The sequence below is a fragment of the Microcystis sp. M113S1 genome, from assembly GCF_020246945.1.
Lineage (GTDB): Bacteria > Cyanobacteriota > Cyanobacteriia > Cyanobacteriales > Microcystaceae > Microcystis.
Genome location: NZ_JADBSA010000371.1, coordinates 1 through 16,214, shown reverse-complemented (window position 1 = coordinate 16,214; position 16,214 = coordinate 1). Strand labels below are relative to the sequence as shown.

Below are 16,214 nucleotides of genomic sequence, written 5' to 3'. Positions count from 1 at the left end.
TGAAAACGGACGGGTCGAAAGTGTCAGACTTAAGCAATTAAGCGTTTTTCGCTATCTGCGTCAACCCCGTTGACGCGACCACCCTAAAAAAGTGGCGTGGTGAGGAATCGCCGTCCGTTTTACGGCGGCGAGGATGTCAACCCTCTCTATTTCACCTATGATAGAACTAACTGGTGGCTGCCCCAATAATTTTATGCAAATCACTGTTGATATTCCCGACGAAATTGCCCAGAGATTAGGTCAAACAGGAGATGCTCTGGCTCATAAACTGCTGGAAGTAGTTATTGCTGATGCTTACCGTTCTGGTGCAGTGAGTACGGCTGAAGTGCGACGAATCCTTCAATTACCTTCTCGCTTAGAAACTCATGCTTTCTTAAAGCGGATGGGAGTCTATCTTAATTATGATGAAACTGAACTAGAACGCGATCTGCAAACTCTTAAAGAACTCAGAGCGAAATGATAGTTGTCTCTGATACTTACCCGATTTGCTACCTGCTATTGATTGACCAAATTATGATCCTACAAAAACTGTATGTTCAGTTTTTCTACTGCCATCTGCTACAGTCAACAGTTGTGACAGATGATGAATTCTTTCGTTTTTCCTCTATGTACTTATTTAGTCTTTTTTGGAACTCCTCGTCGAATATTGCCTGTTCCCAAAAACACGCAGATATAATTTGTTGTGGATTTAGGTTTTTAGCTCTTCTAAAGTCAGCTTCTTTGATATTGGCTTGATCGAAAACGGCCTGTTCAATATCCGCTTCTTGAAGTTGCGCTCTGCTGAGGTTAGTGTTCGCAAAGACAACCCCTGTAAGTTCAGATCTCTGAAGATTAGCTCCTTCAAGATTCGCTTCCTTAACTAATGCTCTTATGAGAGATGCACGATATAGATTGGCTCCTTTCAAATTAATCTCGTTCAAATAAGCTCCATATCTGTTTTGGTCTTTTTTTGACAAATCTAGATACTCTAATGACTGTCCATATTTATTAAGTTTTTCAAGGGCAATCCACTTAGTTTTACGTATATTATCTTGTGATTCTACTACCTTCCAAGCTTCTTCGATTTCCTGATTTTTGTTAGGGATTACACTCCAAATCAACGAAGCAACAGAAAAGACTATTGTTATGTTGCCGATTTGCTGAATGATCTTGAATATGTCCATTTCATTCAGCCTTACAGCCACCCATTCGATCCCTTTTTCAAGATATGCCCAGGGAGCGGTGTACCAGCAACCGATCCATTTATCCTCTTTCTTTTTCGCCTGATATATATTGAATAACTTAGTATAGGCTTCGTTTCCTATCTTGCTTTTTTTTGAGAGGCTCTCAAGTATATATTGTTTGTTTAGAGGATCTTTAATGGCATCAATTTCAGCGAATTCTTTGATTAAATAGTCTAATTCTTGAATTAAGTCGTCAAAACTCATTTATCAATACCCCATATTAAGTTTTAGTGGCGAAGGATAGGAACTAATGCCGTTAGCCTTATCTCTGACTTCTCGCCTACCACTGCCACTATTCTAACTATTCTAACCTAGATCGGGCTAGGTTGAGCTAATTTTTTGATCACGAAAGCTCGACCCCCTGAGCCTGTTGCAGCTGTTCCCAAGCATCCTCCCCCACCTCACGCACATATTCCTTTGCCTTTGCTAAGTATTCCTCCCGTTTTGGGGATGGTTTCGCACATCCAGAATACGCGAGCGCTCTGGCTGAGGATGTAGGTAACTTGCTGACTATCTTCTCCCAACAGCGACAAACTGGGAGGAGTTAAAATGATGGTTGCGTCGCTTGTGGCACTGGTTTTCGGGTTGGTGGCGCAAGTAAGGCTATGATAAACTAGAATACAAGAGCTATTCTAAATCAATAAGAATATGCACATCATCAGCCGTAAAAAACTGCGGCGATTTTCTGGAAAACACGCTGATGCTGCCAATGCCATTAATACTTGGTATAAAATTGCTAGTAAAGCAGAGTGGAAAAACCTGGCTGAAGTTCAAGCTGTGTATTCTCAAGCAGAAGCAGTTGGTAATTTCACGGTCTTTAATATCAAAGGTAATCGCTATCGTCTAATTGTAGATATCGTTTACAAAGACCAAGTAATTTACATCAAGTACATTTTGACTCACGCGGAGTATGACAAAGATGAGTGGAAAAATGACCCTTACTTTGGACTGTGATACCTACGGAAGGTTACTAGCCGAGTATCTACCAAAAGTGATAGAAAACGATGCAGAAAACGAACAGGCTATTACCCTAGCTGAAGCCTTATCTCATCGAGAAAATCGAAGTCTAGAAGAAACCACCTTGTTAAATTTACTCTTGACTTTAATCGAAAAATACGAACAAGAGAATTATCCCATTGAAGAATCAGAACCCCATTCAATACTCCGGGAACTCATGGAAGCTAACAACTTACAAGAAAAAGATTTATCAGATATACTAGGTTCAAGAACAATAGTTTCTGATATTCTTATTGGCAAACAAATAATAACAGAAAAACAAGCTGTAAAGTTAGGACAGTTTTTTCACGTTGACTCAAGTTTATTTTTATCTACTCAGTAAATTTGTACGATGCAGGTGATGGTTGGTTATAATATGAATATCTACTTAACTGGAAGAAAATTAAACAAATGGCTAATCTTGGTCGTGAAAGGGAACAGGGAACAGAAAAAAATACAGCGATTTTAGCTTTACAGGGAAATGAGTAATTAATTTTGCGCGCGGTACTTACCAATTAGTTTTGAAATTGCTTTATATGCAGGTGAAATACGAGTAAAATTAAGAACTCAAGGCAAAACTCGTTCTGAAGCTGATATGCTAATTTCCGCAACAGCTAAAATTCATAAACTGACTTTAGTAACGCACAATATTCGTGACTTTGAAGGCTGCGAGATTTTGCTTTTCAATCCATTTAGCTAAGTTACAGTTAGTTCTATTGTTGCTGTGTATGAATATCTACTTAGGGTTTGCGGCAAAAAGTTTGTTGGCGGGGTTAGGGTGTGGGGTGTGGGGTTTTATCCATTTTCAGGACGTTCGGACGTTCGGCGAAGCTCATCAGCCAACCCTAGGTATTTGCCGTAACCCACCTACTCTAACTCAAAAGTATTGCAAAACATTTTAAATACATATATAATCAAAATAGCCAACAAGTATAAAGCAAGTGGGATTATGCCGATCGCAAGAGACATCACCCAATTGGTAGGACGGACTCCCCTAGTCCAACTGAATCGCATCCCAGTGGCAGAGGGAGTAAAAGCCCGCATCGTGGTCAAACTGGAAAGCATGAACCCGGCCGCCTCGGTTAAAGATCGCATTGGTGTCAGTATGGTGGAGGACGCTGAAGCCGCTGGACTGATTCACCCCGATAAAACAATTCTGGTGGAACCCACTTCCGGTAATACCGGCATCGCCCTGGCCATGGTAGCGGCGGCCAAAGGCTATCGCCTAGTCCTGACTATGCCTGAAACCATGAGTTTAGAACGACGGGCAATGTTAAAAGCTTACGGGGCGCAATTAGAGTTAACCCCGGGTAGCCAAGGCATGAAAGGAGCGATCGCCCGGGCCGAGGAAATAGTCGAAAATACCCCCAACGCCTATAGTTTGCAACAGTTCCGCAACCCGGCCAACCCGAAAATTCACCGGGAAACCACCGCCGAAGAAATCTGGGCCGATACCGACGGCCAGGTAGATATGGTTATTGGTGGCGTGGGAACCGGGGGAACCATTACCGGTATTGCCGAAACCATTAAACCCCGTCGTCCCCAATTTCAAGCGATCGCAGTTGAACCCTCTAATAGTCCCGTCTTATCGGGGGGACCACCGGGGCCGCACAAAATCCAAGGCATCGGTGCCGGTTTTATCCCGGCAATTTTCCGCCCCGAATTAATCGATGAGGTGATTATCGTCGATGATACGGAGGCTTTTGCCTACGCGCGACGGTTAGCTCGTCAGGAAGGATTACTATCCGGCATCTCGGCCGGGGCCGCTTTATGGGCGGCGATTCAGGTGGGCAAAAGACCCGAAAACGAAGATAAATTAATCGTCATGATTCAGCCTAGTTTCGGGGAACGTTACCTCAGCACGGCCCTGTTTAAAGACCTCGAAGATATCGACTAATAGGGGACTTGCGTAGGAATAATATCCCAGCCAGATAATCGCTCTGTAGAAGAATCAGACAAGCCCTAAATGGTACATTATCAAAGCGCAAGTCCCTAGGACAGTCTTTGGTCTGTTATCCCTCTTTGATGACTCACGCAGCAATGCCAGAAACAGAACGCTTAAAACGAGGTATAACACCGGCTTTACTACGATTATCGATCGGGATCGAGAATAGGAACGATTTAAAGCGGGATCTGGAAAAGGCCTTGATTGGTTAGGCGAAGTTTTTATCTCATTTGATGGGTTAAGCAATGTTTTTTGACTCGGAAGATTGGCAAACGATTATTTTTCGGCTGAGTATGGCTATGGCCGTCGGCTGTCTGATTGGTTATAACCGACAGCGAGGCGGTCGTCCCGCCGGATTGAGAACTTTTATTATCGTTAGTCTCGGGGCTGCCCTGTTCGTGATGATTCCCCTACAAGCAGAGGGTGATGTGGGTTATGCGTCTTCTAATGCTCTCAGTCGCACTATTCAAGGGGTCGCTTCTGGTGTCGGTTTTTTAGGGGCGGGAATCATCCTACAACAATCCCATCGGGAACTAAATAAGGTACAAGTAAAAGGTTTGACTTCGGCGGCGACTATCTGGTTAGCTGCAGGATTAGGCGCGGCTTCTGGTTGCGGTTTATGGCAGATGGTTCTGGTGGGAACTCTATTCTCTCTGTGCACTTTAAGTGGCATTAAACGACTTAAGAAAAATAAATCTTTAGGCAAATATATTAAAGGTCGTAAGAAAATATCTCCGATTAATCAAGAAATAAAACCATCGGATAGTTCAGCATCTCATTAATAAAAAAACTGATAAAAATTAATTTTCTTTGAGAGAGCAAAAGCTTTTCTTTACTAGCTTTTGGCTCAAAAAGATTATATTTTTGTCTGCAATTTATTGGCAAAAAATACAATAAATTATTTATAAAATTTCTTGTTAAATAAAAATTGGATATGATAAAATCCAGATAGACTAACCAATTTTCCGAACAGGAGAAAATCAAATCATGATCAACCGAAATAAGAGCTTTCAAAGCCTCAAAAATCAAGTTTTCCGGCTGCTGATTTTCCTCTTAACTGTCACTTTGCTCCTAGGGGGAAGAGTAAATGCGATCGCCTTGCCCCTACTCCCCGAACAGTTGGCCGTCATCGACCGTGCCACGGCAACGGGTGGCACCGTGGTGGAACCAGTTAAGAAAAAAAATGAGGTTTCTAGCCCAAAAATTCTCGAAGATGCCCAAATTGCCTATGAAAAAGCCATCCAAGCCGCAAAATCGGCTATCGATGACCTAAATGCTCAACTAGCCGCTCCTTCTCTCGACAAGAAGATTATCGAAGCTCAACAGGACAACCTAGAGGACTTAGCGGATAATATTGACGATCTAGGGGAAAAAGTGAGTAAATTGACGAAAAAATTGACCAAATCCGGGGCTAAACTCAGTGAAACCCTGCAAAACAACCTTATTACCCTAGAAAAGAGCCTCGTTAATACCTCCGAGACGATCGATATCTTAGCCGACGACACCGAACGACTCAAAGACAGTGCTTCCCCTTTCCTGAAAACTCGCGTGGAAAAGACCATCGACGCGGTTAAACAGACTCTACAGGAAAGCGATCGAGCTTGGCAAGAACTGATCTCCTCGGCCACGACGGAACTGGAGAAGACTAACACCCCGAAATAAATAGGGCTTGCAAGGGCATAAAATCAGTCTTTTTTGGGGTAATTATCATTTTTACCCCAAAATTCTCAAAAAACCCTTAACTTGTCTAAAAAGCCCCTTTCCCGACAGCCTCGTGCTTTTGACTGACTAAGTACCTAATCAAAATTAATTATCAATCATGACGCTTACCTATCAACCACCAACCCCCCATCGCTGGCACTTTGATAATCGGGCAATTTTGCCCCTCAGAAATCCTAATTTCTGGAAAATCGAGAGTGGAGTCGTGAAAACCTCCACTTGGTTAGAAGATGGAACCCTGATCGTCTTGGGATTGTGGGGACCTGGCAGTTTTGTCGGTAAAACCCTAGAGAGAGTCAATCCCTATCAAGTTGAGTGCATTAGTCCTGTACAAGCAGTTTCCTTTTCCACAGTTGAGAGTTATCAAATGGCAGAAATTCTGCTGTCTCATCTTCAGCAAGCACAAGAACTAAGTATTATTCGTAGCTACAAACGTACTGATATTATGGTCTTGAAATTACTGGCATGGTTAGGCAATCAATTTGGCAAACAAACCGGTACCGGACAATTAATTGATGTGCGTCTAACTCATCAGGATATCGCTGACTTATTAGGAACTACTAGAGTCACTATTACCCGCGCACTTAATCATCTTGAACAACAGGGGTCCGTGGAACGTCTTCCTGTCCATCGTCTTCTTTTACGAGAGGAGGAAATCTGGCACTACGAGATTTAGAATGGGAAGGATTATCTCTTTTTTCAATCTATGAATTGGTTAGTAACCCTTTTAATTACTAGCGTGACGAGTTTTGTAGCCACAAATCTTGATGATCTGATGGTGCTAATGTTGTTTTTCTCGCGACTTAATGCTAATTTTCGACCTCGACACCTGATTATTGGTCAATACCTCGGTTTTACCCTCATTCTCCTAGCTAGTTCCCTCGGTTTACTATTTGGGTTACTGGTTTCTAAAGAATGGATTGGTCTATTAGGATTTATTCCTCTAATTATCGGCATTAAACAACTTTTGTCAAGGGAAAATGAGGATTACATTCAAGAAGTAAGAGAAGATGTTAATTCTTCTAGAAATCGCTCCTTTGTTCCTCGTTTTCCCTCCCAAACCTATTACGTTGCTGCCGTGACCGTGGCTAATGGTGGTGATAATATTGGTATCTATACCTCTCTTTTTGCCAATAATTCCCCGATGCACGTCTTAATTATCATGATAATTTTTTATCTCATGATGGGGATTTGGTGCGCCCTAGCCTATTTTTTGATTACCCATCCCAGGATAGCTAAAGTGGTTACAAACTACGGACATAAAATTAGTCCTTTTATCTATATTGTTCTAGGGATTTATATCTTAATTGACAGCAAATCCTATCGTTTATTTTTAATGTATTAAATAATAATGCCTAAAAATCGTCTTTTGGCTAGACCAAGTAATACTAAATCCTCCTTAAAAGGTCTAGCAGAGTGGGGAACACCAGAGCAGGGAGAAACAATCGATAACTTGGGAGTTAATCATGCTATTAAAAAAGGATTTGTTATGAGAATTAAAAAACAACAGATAGCGGCCGAAGCTTCCTGCAAAAACCGACATTGGCGAGTTAATACTATTTTTTAACAAATGGGCATCGCCTATCGATGACCTAAATGCTCAACCAAACGCTTCTTCTCTCCCCAAGGACACCCTATACCATACCCCTAATTCCCTCCCCGATAGTTATCTATGAGCTACATTGACCGGAATCAATTTTCTTCAACTTTCGACATCGCCATTATCGGGGGAGGATTTAGTGGTTCCCTCGTGACGGCGAACCTATTACGCGACACGGGGACTCCATTATCGATCGCCCTGATCGATCACCGAAAACCCCTCGGTACGGGGATCGCCTACGGAACGCGAGACAGCGGCCACCTGCTCAATATTCCTGCGGGCAAAATGAGTGCCTTCGAGGACGATCCCGAACATTTCCTCCACTGGTTAGCGGATAACGGCTATCGCTCGATCGATCCGGCCAGCTTCGTACCGCGTCTAGTGTACGGCAAATACATCCGATCGATCCTAGAAGAAGCGCGGGAAAACGCCATTGCCGATCACCGTCTGGAAACATTTACCGATGCGGCGATCGATCTGGTACTCGACGGGGAAAAGGCGACGATTACCCTAAAAGGAGGCAAGAAAATCAGCGCCGCTAAAGTAGTTCTGGCGCTGGGCAATTTTCCCGCAACGGTCCCCCAACCCCTCGCGTCTCTCAATTCCCTCTATCTCCGCGACGCTTGGGAGACGGACACACTCACCGAGCTAAAACCCGACGGGACGATCTTGATCGTCGGTACGGGGTTAACGATGGTGGATATGGTGGTTTCCCTGGCACAAAGGGGATTCACGGGCAAAATCCACGCGGTTTCCCGTCATGGCCTGATCCCCCGAACGCACCGCCCCACCGATCCCTATCCCCCGTTCCTCACCCTCGAAACCGCGCCCCAGACCACGCGGGGACTCCTACGGCAGATTCGCGCGGAGGTAAAAACCGCAGAGAGTCGAGGTCACGACTGGCGGGCCGTTTTAAACGCCTTACGCCCGATATCTCAAGGTCTATGGCATTGTCTGCCGATAGCGGAACGCGCCAGATTTCTACGCCACCTGAAAGCCTATTGGGAGGTTCTTCGCCATCGCCTCGCCGACGAGATCGCCGGTATCCTCGACGAGGCCGTAGAATCGGGACAATTAACCTATCATGGGGGAAGAATTGAAAGTGCTGAGGTTAAAAACGGCTGTGTAGAGGTTACTATCCGTCAACGGGGAACGGGAAACCTGTTAAACCTACCGATCGATCGAATCATTAACTGTACCGGCGCGGGTAACGATTACGCGACCATAACCGATCCCCTCGTCGTTCATCTTCGCCAACGGGGGTTAATCCGTCCCCATCCTTTGAATTGTGGCATCGAAACCGCGGACAACGGGGCGATTCTCAGGCCAGACGGTACGGCATCGGACACGCTGTACACCTTGGGAAATCCCCGCAAAGGCGATCTCTGGGAAACCACCGCTATTCCCGAACTGCGTTTACAGGCGGCCGAACTGGCCCGGGAGTTGTTGCGATCGCTCAAAGAGAGAACTTCTCTCCCCGCCGGTTACTCGCTCGCATTCGGGCCGGCAGCGCCGATTTTTCGCCAGCTTTTTGATAGGGAATCGAGTACCTACACCTATCTGATCGCTGATTCGGGTACGGGGGAGGCAATTTTAATCGATCCGGTTCTCGAACAGGTTGATCGCGATCGGCAGATTCTTTGGCAGTTGGGGTTAACTCTAGGCTACACGATGGAAACCCATGTCCACGCCGACCATATCACCGGAGCGCACCGATTACGGGAGTTAACCAACTGTTCGATCCTCGTTCCCGAAAACGCGGAAGTGAACGATATCGATGGTTATGTGCGCGATGGCGACCTCTGGATCGTGGCAGGTCAGCAGCTAAAAGCGATCGCCACTCCGGGCCACACCGATAGTCATATGGCCTATCTCATCGATGAAAAACGCCTATTAACGGGGGATGCACTCTTAATTCGCGGTTGCGGTCGCACCGATTTTCAGAAGGGTTCGCCGGAAGTCCTCTACAAGACGGTAACGGAGAAGTTATTCACCCTCCCCGACGATACGCTGGTCTATCCCTGTCACGATTATCTGGGAAGAACGGTCTCCTCGATCGGTGAGGAAAAGCGCTGGAATCCCCGTTTCGCCGGCCGCAATCGCCAGGATTTTATTCAGTTAATGAATAATCTCAATCTTCCCTATCCGAAGAAGATGACCGCTGCCTTAAGTGCCAACGCGCGGGGTGGTAAGGTGGTTTTCGTCATGGATTATCAGATATAAATGGGCGATCGGAGGTATGTATGATAAAGCGTGAATTTGAATCGATGAGTCGCGAAGAATTGCGAGCCTATATTCTCGAACATAGAGAGGATGAGGAGGCTTTTCAAGTTTATCTCGATCGGGTGACGGCCGAACCGGGAGAAATTTATCCCGCGCCGAAGTCGATCGAGGATTTAAGCCATTTTCCCGATCTCGTGACCAAAAATCGTCGCAATAAACAACAGAAAAGATAAAGCCTATGCCCTATTATTTACAAATTTTATAATTTCTCTCGAAAAGCTCGATCCCGTAATTTTCTAGAAACTCGATCGCTAGAGACTTCCAAGCCGCATCATCTCTAGGATAAAATTCGGGTGTACAGACATACGCCTCTAGATTCAAGTCTAGATAGTTTTTGTCTAGCTTTTTATTGAAAAAATTAATTGTACTAACAAGTTGCTCTATCGCTTTTTCTCGATTCTTTTTAATTTTTCTCTCGCTTGTAGCGTTTAGCTTCAATTCCACGAAGCAAAAATCATTTACGTCAAAAACAATAAAGTCACAGTGAGATTGACCCCCTAAAAAACCCTGCTTACCATCAACGGGGATAAACCCAATTTTGGTAGCGTTCCTAATTTCAAATATTTTTGTATAATCGAACTCTTCTATTATGATAGAAATTTCATTTATATTAATATTAAAAGTACAGGTATTTGTATCCTTCTTAATGTCAATAATAATAAAACACTGTTTTGTTTTTTCGTACTCTATAATAAAAAAATTCTGTCTTTCCTCAATTTGTACAAATTGAGCGAGTCTGTCTATTTTTTGTGATAGATGGCTCTTGATTTCGTCAAACGTTATCATTTTCTTTTAAAAGTCCTTGCGTGAATTTGATATAATTCATTGAAATCACCCCCTAACATCTCGGAAACCGTGTCTAAATAGTTTTGGGCGATCATTCCTGTATTACTATCAAAAATAGATTCACAATAATTAGCCTCCTCATCTAAAAATTGATTTCCTAGCGAGTACGCGGCAAATTCAGCCGCGTTCAACCAGTAATCTTCTGATATTATTTCGGATACTTCAGACTTTGCCGATGGATTTTTCTCAACAACTCTTTTGGCAAACAATAAATTATTGAAAACTGATAATATATAAGGACTATGGGTTGTTATAATTAATTGGTTATCAGCATTTTGATTGACCATTACTGCCAATAGTTCAATTAAGTTTTTCTGGGCAACTGGAAATAAATGGGCTTCAGGTTCTTCTATTATTCTTAAAATTATTCTATTATTAATAATATTTAGAAAAATATCTTGTAATATTCTAATGGATTCCTTTTGTCCTGACGAAGCATTATGCAAATAAACATATTTTTTACTAACCGTAGATTGCCTATCTAGTACAATTTTTTCACCATCACTATCGATACAATATCTACCCTTTAATATTTTATAAACTTTTTCCATTATATTTATTAGATGATGCTTTTTAGCTTCGTCTTCTACATATCTGTTAATTAGTCCGTCAAAATTATCAAATTTTTCAAAAATATTTTTAATTATCTCACATTTTTCTATAAATTCAATCATCAAAATATCATCTGTAATTTGTTGTTTGTTATTTGAAGATTTTTGATTATTCTTCTCTAGTGTATTTTGTATCCCAGCGAATAAGCGCATATTGAACTGATTAGAATAGCTTCCTGTTACGTTTCTACTTGCAATTACAAAAAATAAATCGGTCTGGCTTGTTTCAAATACTGATTCTAGTGATTGATTTAATATTGTAGAAAGTCTTTGAATATATCTAATTATGCCTATATTAGGAGCGTAAGAATTCAAATCCTCATCAGATAAATCTTCCTCTAAGAGTTTTTTAATTTGATTTATAGATTTTTCAATATTTTCATTAAAAAAGTTATTGCTGAGACTGGCATTAATTTTTTTTTCATCATCAAGCACTAAATTAATAAATTTATTTTTTTCAAGACTATAATAATAAGTTATCTCAAAATTGGGTATATGAAGTGTAGAACCAAAAAAATCATAAAATCTTTCTTGTATAAGAAATACAAAATTTGAGAATATATCGAGAGAATCTGATGTTTTTAGTTGATCTTTGGATAATAAATAATCTTTGAGTGATTTAAAAAAATAAATCAACTTAGCGATCGTACTCTTTCCGCTCGCTTGTTCACCGATTAAAACTAAAACCTTTTTAATCTCAATTTCAGCGTACTCGATCGCTCCGAAATTTTTAATAATAATTTTTTGCATAGATGCGCGCTTTTTGTATACGACTATAAACCATAGTACCGCGAGCCATCTCAAAACCGATCGCTACCCCGCCATCCCGAACCCGCATGAGCCAGTTCGCCGTCCAGTTAGTAGACGTGTTCGGTAAAGTGAAATAGAAAAGCGCGTTAAAACCTTTACAGGTTCATCCTTTATGAAGCGATCGCACCGTACAAACAAACTCAATCCCTATCTCGGCGGGTTACGTTTTATAAATTTCTGGTCATGTCAAGCGATCGAACTCTTCGATTTGTTGTTTTTTGCTAAGGACTCGATCGCTTCTGGGGAGATTCTGGTATTGTAGGGATAGGTTCCGTTAGGGAGCCATTCATGCGGGTGTGGAAGTTACGCTTTTACTTAGCTTCTTGGGTAAATAAGCCCTGAAAGCCTTATTCAAAGACCGTTTGAAAAGCTATAGCTTTTGCTTATCACACGAAATCCAAGAGAGCCAAATTGACTTGCACCTAGCTTAAATATGAAAAAAACACTAAGATTACTGACTATTTTATTACTCTTCATACTGTCGCTAGTTATAACCGCGTACCCTGCTTTTGGACAACTAAAGGAAGGTAATTTAATTTGGACGACAACAGAAGAAAATATACTTTATATTTTAAGAAGTAATGAAACCGAACCTTCTGTATTTCTTGATATTCTAAAAACATTTAATATCGAGAAAAAATATCAGACAGGAATGAAGCTGGTTAGCAATGGTAAATCGGTCTTTTGGCTGGACTATGGTTATAAGATGGATGAGGATTATAAGTTTATAAATGCTTACATTTATAAAATGGATATTGATAGTTTGAAACCATCTGTTGTTGTTGATCTTTCTCAAAAAGCTGGGTCTCAAATAGTACGATGGCTTCCTAGTTCTTTAATAACAGATGGGAAGTCTCTTTTTTGGCTAGGTAGAAATTCAGAAGGAGAAGGAAAGCTTTTTATTTATAGATCTGATATCAATGGGGGAAATTTTTCCGTATTTTTTGAATTTCCCGATAAATCTACAAAGCAATCTACAATACCAAAACGTTTAACAACCGATGGGAAATTTATTTATATGCATATTGATGATGGTGTTATACATAATGAATCTGGAGGGATAAAAACACGAACGGAATTGCTCGTAAAAATAGAAATAAGCAATCCCGTTTTATTAGCCATTGATGCACAGTCGATTTTACGAAACTGGACAGGTGAAGGAGTTTTGTCCATTAATAATGATGAGGATACTTTATTAACAGATGGTAAGTTTTTATATTTTACTATTAGTTCATTTCCTCAGTATGGCGACGGAATTGTCCGTTCTGATTTGGATGGACAAAATCCATTAATGATTGCCGAGCCTAAATATAACACTAGTGTACTTACTATGACTAATAATAAGAATTCGCTTTTTTGGATATTGCAATATCATGAAAGTTTCCAAATTTATCAATCAACGTTTGATGGCTCATCAAAGTCTATTTTACTTGAGGTTCCTGTCAATCTAAAGTTCGGCTCTTATGATAACCTACCATCAAGTATTGCTTTTGTGTCGAATAATTATCTAAGCTCAAAACTGATAATAGGAGTCGTCATTTTCTTGATAAGTTTGGCAATAGTCGTAGGTTCATTATGGATTTTCTCAAAACAACTATCAAACTCTGACATAAAACAGGAGGCTGAACCAGAAGTTTAAAGACATCTAGCTCGTTATCTGTTAACGATTTTGTTCTAATTAAATCATCTAGGATCATTATATGAAAGATATGAAAGACGTATTTATTTGTCATGCTAGTGAAGACAAACCTCTGATTGTGGAGCCTTTAGTTTCAAGCTTAAAAAAAGCTGATATTACCATTTGGTATGATCGGGCTGAAATTAAATGGGGAGATAGTATTACAGCGAAAGTAAATGAGGGTTTAAGTATCTCTCGTTTTGTGATCGTTGTCTTGAGTGAAGCTTTTCTAAACAAAAATTTTCCTAAGCGAGAGCTTTTTGCCGTCCTCAATCAAGAAATTTATTCTAACCAAACGAAGGTGCTTCCCTTATTTTCAGATAATAAACAAAAACAAAAAATATTAGAAAATTTTCCGTTACTCAATGATAAGCTATATCTAACTTGGGACAACAATACAGATATAATCATTGAAGCCATTTTGCCTCACTTGCCAGAAAAAGAAACGCTTAGATTTAAAGATCAAAAAAGCGTAGACGATTTTTTAAACAGGGATGAATTGATTTCCGATAAAGGGGTCAATTATGCCAAACTTCGCCAACTCCTAAACGCTCAGAATTGGCTGGAAGCTGATCAGGAAACGATCCGGCTTCTTTATAAAGCTACCGATAAACCAGAATTTACATCAACTTCTCATTTCTCCACTATACAGATTCCCCATGCGGCTTTATCATCAACTGAACTCAAAAAATTATCTGATAATGACTTAATTATCCTTGATAATCTTTGGAGAAAGTATAGCCATGACAAATTTGGCTTGTCCACTCAAGCTCTTATCTATAAGCAAGAAGGTGAAGACTACTATGCTTTTGCGAATCGTGTAGGATGGCGAAAAAATGGGCGGTGGTTAGGTTACAATGATTTAACTTGGAATTTAGACGCTCCAACCGGTCATTTACCCTGGCTACAGGGAAGAAAAATATATCCCACAGAAAAGCAAATGAGAGACTTCCATTTTAGTGCTTGGTCATTGAATTTAGGTGACAAACATTTTGCTGAAGATACTTTCATTTCAAGTCTCTGTCAAAAAGTAACCGGTATTCCTTTGTTGCAATAAAAAATATGTTGAAATAAAAAATATTCTTTTTAATTTCAATTCGCCAACCCAGATTTGAATTGGCGATTTATGTTTCAAAAAATGCCAAATCACAAATCACCATTACTCCCCTTAAACTTATTACCCCTTGAACTTATTGAGAATTAGATAACGTTTGATTATGAAACTCCGCTTTAATATAGTCATTAAAGTCAGGGCTTTCTAGATAAGAACTAATTTCAATCACTCCAACTTTTTTGATACTTTGTGGAACGTCTTCAAAAGTAAGAATAACTTCTATCGGAGTATCCTTTATTAAAATATTTTCGGCTTGGGAACCACCAGAATTACTACCAAAATCTACCTTAGTTGCAATTAATTCTTTACCATCTTCAAGCATTCGAGTTCTGATATTAGAATTGTAATTTCCATGTACATAAAGTTTATTTTTCTCTTGCGTACTTGTCACCAAAAAAGAACATTTGATATTTTGAAGCGTTGAAGAAATTTCTGATTTTTTACATTCCTTAAATTCAAAAATTAAGGATTGAACTTTAACAACATTAATCGCCTTAGAGGAAGAAGGCTCTGACACGGTTTTATTATCGGAAGCGACAGAAGCCGAAGGACTGGGTATATTTGAGCTTTTCAAAGATTCATTTTCATCCTCAAGCTCTTTTATTTTCCTTTGTAAGTCTTCATTTTCCAACTCCAATCTCTTTGATTCTTCTGACAAATTAACTAAGTCTGGATTGCTAGATTGCTGAGAAAAACTGCTAACCAATTCCTTCAATTTGTAACCGCCAAAAGCAGATAAGGGAGCAGTTAAGGCTAACAACACACACGCAAATATCAGGTAATTTTTTCTTTGTTGTTTTTTAAATTCTTTATTCACTTGTTTACGAACCTCCTCAATGTCATTATCCATTAACAAGTCAGATAATCCCAGTTCTTGAAGACTTTCTTTAACAGTATCAAGAGTGACGACTTCTTGATTGTACTGCTTTCTATAGGAAAGTCGTTCAATCAATTTCTTAAACTCATCATCACTTAAACCATCCTTCAACACCATAAGCTTTGCCCTAAATTTTAATAAAAATAAATGTCCTTTATTATATTGCATATAATAAGGACTTGTCAACTAAGATATTGCAATCTTATTTGGCTCTCTTAGAATTGGTATGATCGGTACGAGGGGAGCATCTCATTTATGCAAGTGAGTAATTATACTTATCCATAAAACTGCTTTCTAGCAAGGCTTTCAAAATAGCTTGACATAAAACCTGATTTAGGGGTTACAACTGAGAGGGGTACAAGCGAGCTAGGAGGTAGATAGGGCAAGCGATATAGCTCTTTGTCCCTTGATGTAATCCTTCAACCGATAGCGGCTAATTTGCATTAGCTCTTCTATATTTTTTGGGAACATTTGATGTAGCCCGAGCCAATGATAGAGATGTTGACCCACAT

19 protein-coding genes and 1 pseudogene are annotated in these 16,214 nt (G+C 40.4%); 16 read left to right on the top strand and 4 right to left on the bottom strand.

Annotation, left to right across the window (positions count from 1 at the left end; all coding sequences use genetic code 11):
- The first annotated feature begins 193 nt into the window (after positions 1–193).
- Positions 194–460 carry a UPF0175 family protein gene (locus IM319_RS18770; RefSeq protein WP_287736553.1) on the top strand — a complete coding sequence of 89 codons (267 nt, stop codon included), beginning with the start codon at positions 194–196 and terminating at the stop codon, positions 458–460.
- Positions 461–545: 85 nt separating this feature from the next.
- Here the strand turns inward: IM319_RS18770 and IM319_RS18765 are convergent, their stop codons facing one another.
- On the bottom strand, positions 546–1,427 hold the full coding sequence (locus tag IM319_RS18765; RefSeq protein ID WP_287736552.1) for a pentapeptide repeat-containing protein: 882 nt from the start codon (positions 1,425–1,427) through the stop codon (positions 546–548).
- A 444-nt stretch (positions 1,428–1,871) separates the two neighbouring features.
- Here IM319_RS18765 and IM319_RS18760 point away from each other — a divergent pair, with 444 nt between their 5' ends.
- From IM319_RS18760 to IM319_RS18700, 13 genes and pseudogenes are all read left to right on the top strand, one after another.
- The gene (locus IM319_RS18760; protein ID WP_158200136.1) at positions 1,872–2,177 is read left to right on the top strand and encodes a type II toxin-antitoxin system HigB family toxin; all 306 of its coding nucleotides are present in this window, start codon (positions 1,872–1,874) and stop codon (positions 2,175–2,177) included.
- Positions 2,143–2,562, top strand: a complete 420-nt coding sequence (locus tag IM319_RS18755) for a helix-turn-helix domain-containing protein (RefSeq protein WP_287736551.1) — start codon at positions 2,143–2,145, stop codon at positions 2,560–2,562. The genes IM319_RS18760 and IM319_RS18755 overlap by 35 nt, the downstream gene beginning before the upstream one ends.
- Positions 2,563–2,733: 171 nt before the next feature.
- Entirely contained in the window at positions 2,734–2,919 is a 186-nt protein-coding gene (locus tag IM319_RS18750) for a PIN domain-containing protein (protein ID WP_158202452.1), read from the top strand.
- A gap of 249 nt (positions 2,920–3,168) precedes the next feature.
- On the top strand, positions 3,169–4,116 hold the full coding sequence (gene cysK / locus IM319_RS18745) for a cysteine synthase A (protein WP_287736550.1): 948 nt from the start codon (positions 3,169–3,171) through the stop codon (positions 4,114–4,116).
- Positions 4,117–4,169: 53 nt separating this feature from the next.
- The gene (locus tag IM319_RS18740) at positions 4,170–4,376 is read left to right on the top strand and encodes a PLP-dependent transferase (protein WP_287736555.1); all 207 of its coding nucleotides are present in this window, start codon (positions 4,170–4,172) and stop codon (positions 4,374–4,376) included.
- Between the two features lie 33 nt (positions 4,377–4,409).
- Complete coding sequence (locus IM319_RS18735) at positions 4,410–4,946, top strand: MgtC/SapB family protein (protein WP_287736549.1); 537 nt, start codon at positions 4,410–4,412, stop codon at positions 4,944–4,946.
- A gap of 205 nt (positions 4,947–5,151) precedes the next feature.
- Positions 5,152–5,826, top strand: a complete 675-nt coding sequence (locus tag IM319_RS18730; protein ID WP_287076876.1) for a hypothetical protein — start codon at positions 5,152–5,154, stop codon at positions 5,824–5,826.
- 157 nt (positions 5,827–5,983) lie between these two features.
- Entirely contained in the window at positions 5,984–6,559 is a 576-nt protein-coding gene (locus IM319_RS18725) for a Crp/Fnr family transcriptional regulator (RefSeq protein WP_287076879.1), read from the top strand.
- Between the two features lie 30 nt (positions 6,560–6,589).
- Positions 6,590–7,228: a cadmium resistance transporter gene (locus IM319_RS18720; RefSeq protein WP_286825175.1), complete on the top strand. Its 639-nt coding sequence runs from the start codon at positions 6,590–6,592 to the stop codon at positions 7,226–7,228.
- Between the two features lie 6 nt (positions 7,229–7,234).
- Complete coding sequence (locus IM319_RS18715; protein WP_287736548.1) at positions 7,235–7,450, top strand: hypothetical protein; 216 nt, start codon at positions 7,235–7,237, stop codon at positions 7,448–7,450.
- A gap of 105 nt (positions 7,451–7,555) precedes the next feature.
- Positions 7,556–8,035, top strand: a pseudogene (locus tag IM319_RS18710) (FAD/NAD(P)-binding protein); the annotation flags it as partial.
- Positions 8,036–8,998: 963 nt separating this feature from the next.
- Positions 8,999–9,706 carry an MBL fold metallo-hydrolase gene (locus tag IM319_RS18705; RefSeq protein WP_287736554.1) on the top strand — a complete coding sequence of 236 codons (708 nt, stop codon included), beginning with the start codon at positions 8,999–9,001 and terminating at the stop codon, positions 9,704–9,706.
- Between the two features lie 20 nt (positions 9,707–9,726).
- Positions 9,727–9,939, top strand: coding sequence for a DUF6887 family protein (locus tag IM319_RS18700; protein ID WP_287675694.1), 213 nt, complete (start codon positions 9,727–9,729; stop codon positions 9,937–9,939).
- 13 nt (positions 9,940–9,952) lie between these two features.
- Here IM319_RS18700 and IM319_RS18695 read toward each other — a convergent pair whose 3' ends face one another.
- Both IM319_RS18695 and IM319_RS18690 read right to left on the bottom strand, forming a co-directional pair.
- The gene (locus IM319_RS18695; RefSeq protein WP_287675695.1) at positions 9,953–10,552 is read right to left on the bottom strand and encodes a hypothetical protein; all 600 of its coding nucleotides are present in this window, start codon (positions 10,550–10,552) and stop codon (positions 9,953–9,955) included.
- Positions 10,549–11,973, bottom strand: a complete 1,425-nt coding sequence (locus tag IM319_RS18690; protein ID WP_287736547.1) for an AAA family ATPase — start codon at positions 11,971–11,973, stop codon at positions 10,549–10,551. Before IM319_RS18690 ends, IM319_RS18695 begins: the two co-directional genes overlap by 4 nt.
- Positions 11,974–12,466: 493 nt before the next feature.
- Between IM319_RS18690 and IM319_RS18685 the strand changes: the two genes are divergently transcribed.
- Positions 12,467–13,672: a hypothetical protein gene (locus IM319_RS18685; protein WP_287736546.1), complete on the top strand. Its 1,206-nt coding sequence runs from the start codon at positions 12,467–12,469 to the stop codon at positions 13,670–13,672.
- A gap of 61 nt (positions 13,673–13,733) precedes the next feature.
- Positions 13,734–14,768, top strand: coding sequence for a GUN4 domain-containing protein (locus IM319_RS18680; RefSeq protein ID WP_287736545.1), 1,035 nt, complete (start codon positions 13,734–13,736; stop codon positions 14,766–14,768).
- Positions 14,769–14,901: 133 nt separating this feature from the next.
- Here IM319_RS18680 and IM319_RS18675 read toward each other — a convergent pair whose 3' ends face one another.
- A complete protein-coding gene (locus IM319_RS18675) occupies positions 14,902–15,870 on the bottom strand; it encodes a hypothetical protein (protein ID WP_287686161.1) in 969 nt (322 codons plus the stop codon).
- Positions 15,871–16,214 lie beyond the last annotated feature (344 nt).

What these genes read in the sequence shown, in the direction of transcription:
- IM319_RS18725 (WP_287076879.1), top strand. Translation starts at nt 5,984, where the DNA reads ATGACGCTTACCTATCAACCACCAACCCCCCATCGCTGGCACTTTGAT.
- IM319_RS18690 (WP_287736547.1), bottom strand. Translation starts at nt 11,973, where the DNA reads ATGCAAAAAATTATTATTAAAAATTTCGGAGCGATCGAGTACGCTGAA.
- IM319_RS18735 (WP_287736549.1), top strand. Translation starts at nt 4,410, where the DNA reads ATGTTTTTTGACTCGGAAGATTGGCAAACGATTATTTTTCGGCTGAGT.
- IM319_RS18720 (WP_286825175.1), top strand. Translation starts at nt 6,590, where the DNA reads ATGAATTGGTTAGTAACCCTTTTAATTACTAGCGTGACGAGTTTTGTA.
- IM319_RS18755 (WP_287736551.1), top strand. Translation starts at nt 2,143, where the DNA reads ATGAGTGGAAAAATGACCCTTACTTTGGACTGTGATACCTACGGAAGG.
- IM319_RS18730 (WP_287076876.1), top strand. Translation starts at nt 5,152, where the DNA reads ATGATCAACCGAAATAAGAGCTTTCAAAGCCTCAAAAATCAAGTTTTC.
- IM319_RS18685 (WP_287736546.1), top strand. Translation starts at nt 12,467, where the DNA reads ATGAAAAAAACACTAAGATTACTGACTATTTTATTACTCTTCATACTG.
- IM319_RS18765 (WP_287736552.1), bottom strand. Translation starts at nt 1,427, where the DNA reads ATGAGTTTTGACGACTTAATTCAAGAATTAGACTATTTAATCAAAGAA.
- cysK (WP_287736550.1), top strand. Translation starts at nt 3,169, where the DNA reads ATGCCGATCGCAAGAGACATCACCCAATTGGTAGGACGGACTCCCCTA.
- IM319_RS18715 (WP_287736548.1), top strand. Translation starts at nt 7,235, where the DNA reads ATGCCTAAAAATCGTCTTTTGGCTAGACCAAGTAATACTAAATCCTCC.
- IM319_RS18770 (WP_287736553.1), top strand. Translation starts at nt 194, where the DNA reads ATGCAAATCACTGTTGATATTCCCGACGAAATTGCCCAGAGATTAGGT.
- IM319_RS18680 (WP_287736545.1), top strand. Translation starts at nt 13,734, where the DNA reads ATGAAAGATATGAAAGACGTATTTATTTGTCATGCTAGTGAAGACAAA.
- IM319_RS18760 (WP_158200136.1), top strand. Translation starts at nt 1,872, where the DNA reads ATGCACATCATCAGCCGTAAAAAACTGCGGCGATTTTCTGGAAAACAC.
- IM319_RS18695 (WP_287675695.1), bottom strand. Translation starts at nt 10,552, where the DNA reads ATGATAACGTTTGACGAAATCAAGAGCCATCTATCACAAAAAATAGAC.
- IM319_RS18675 (WP_287686161.1), bottom strand. Translation starts at nt 15,870, where the DNA reads ATGCAATATAATAAAGGACATTTATTTTTATTAAAATTTAGGGCAAAG.
- IM319_RS18700 (WP_287675694.1), top strand. Translation starts at nt 9,727, where the DNA reads ATGATAAAGCGTGAATTTGAATCGATGAGTCGCGAAGAATTGCGAGCC.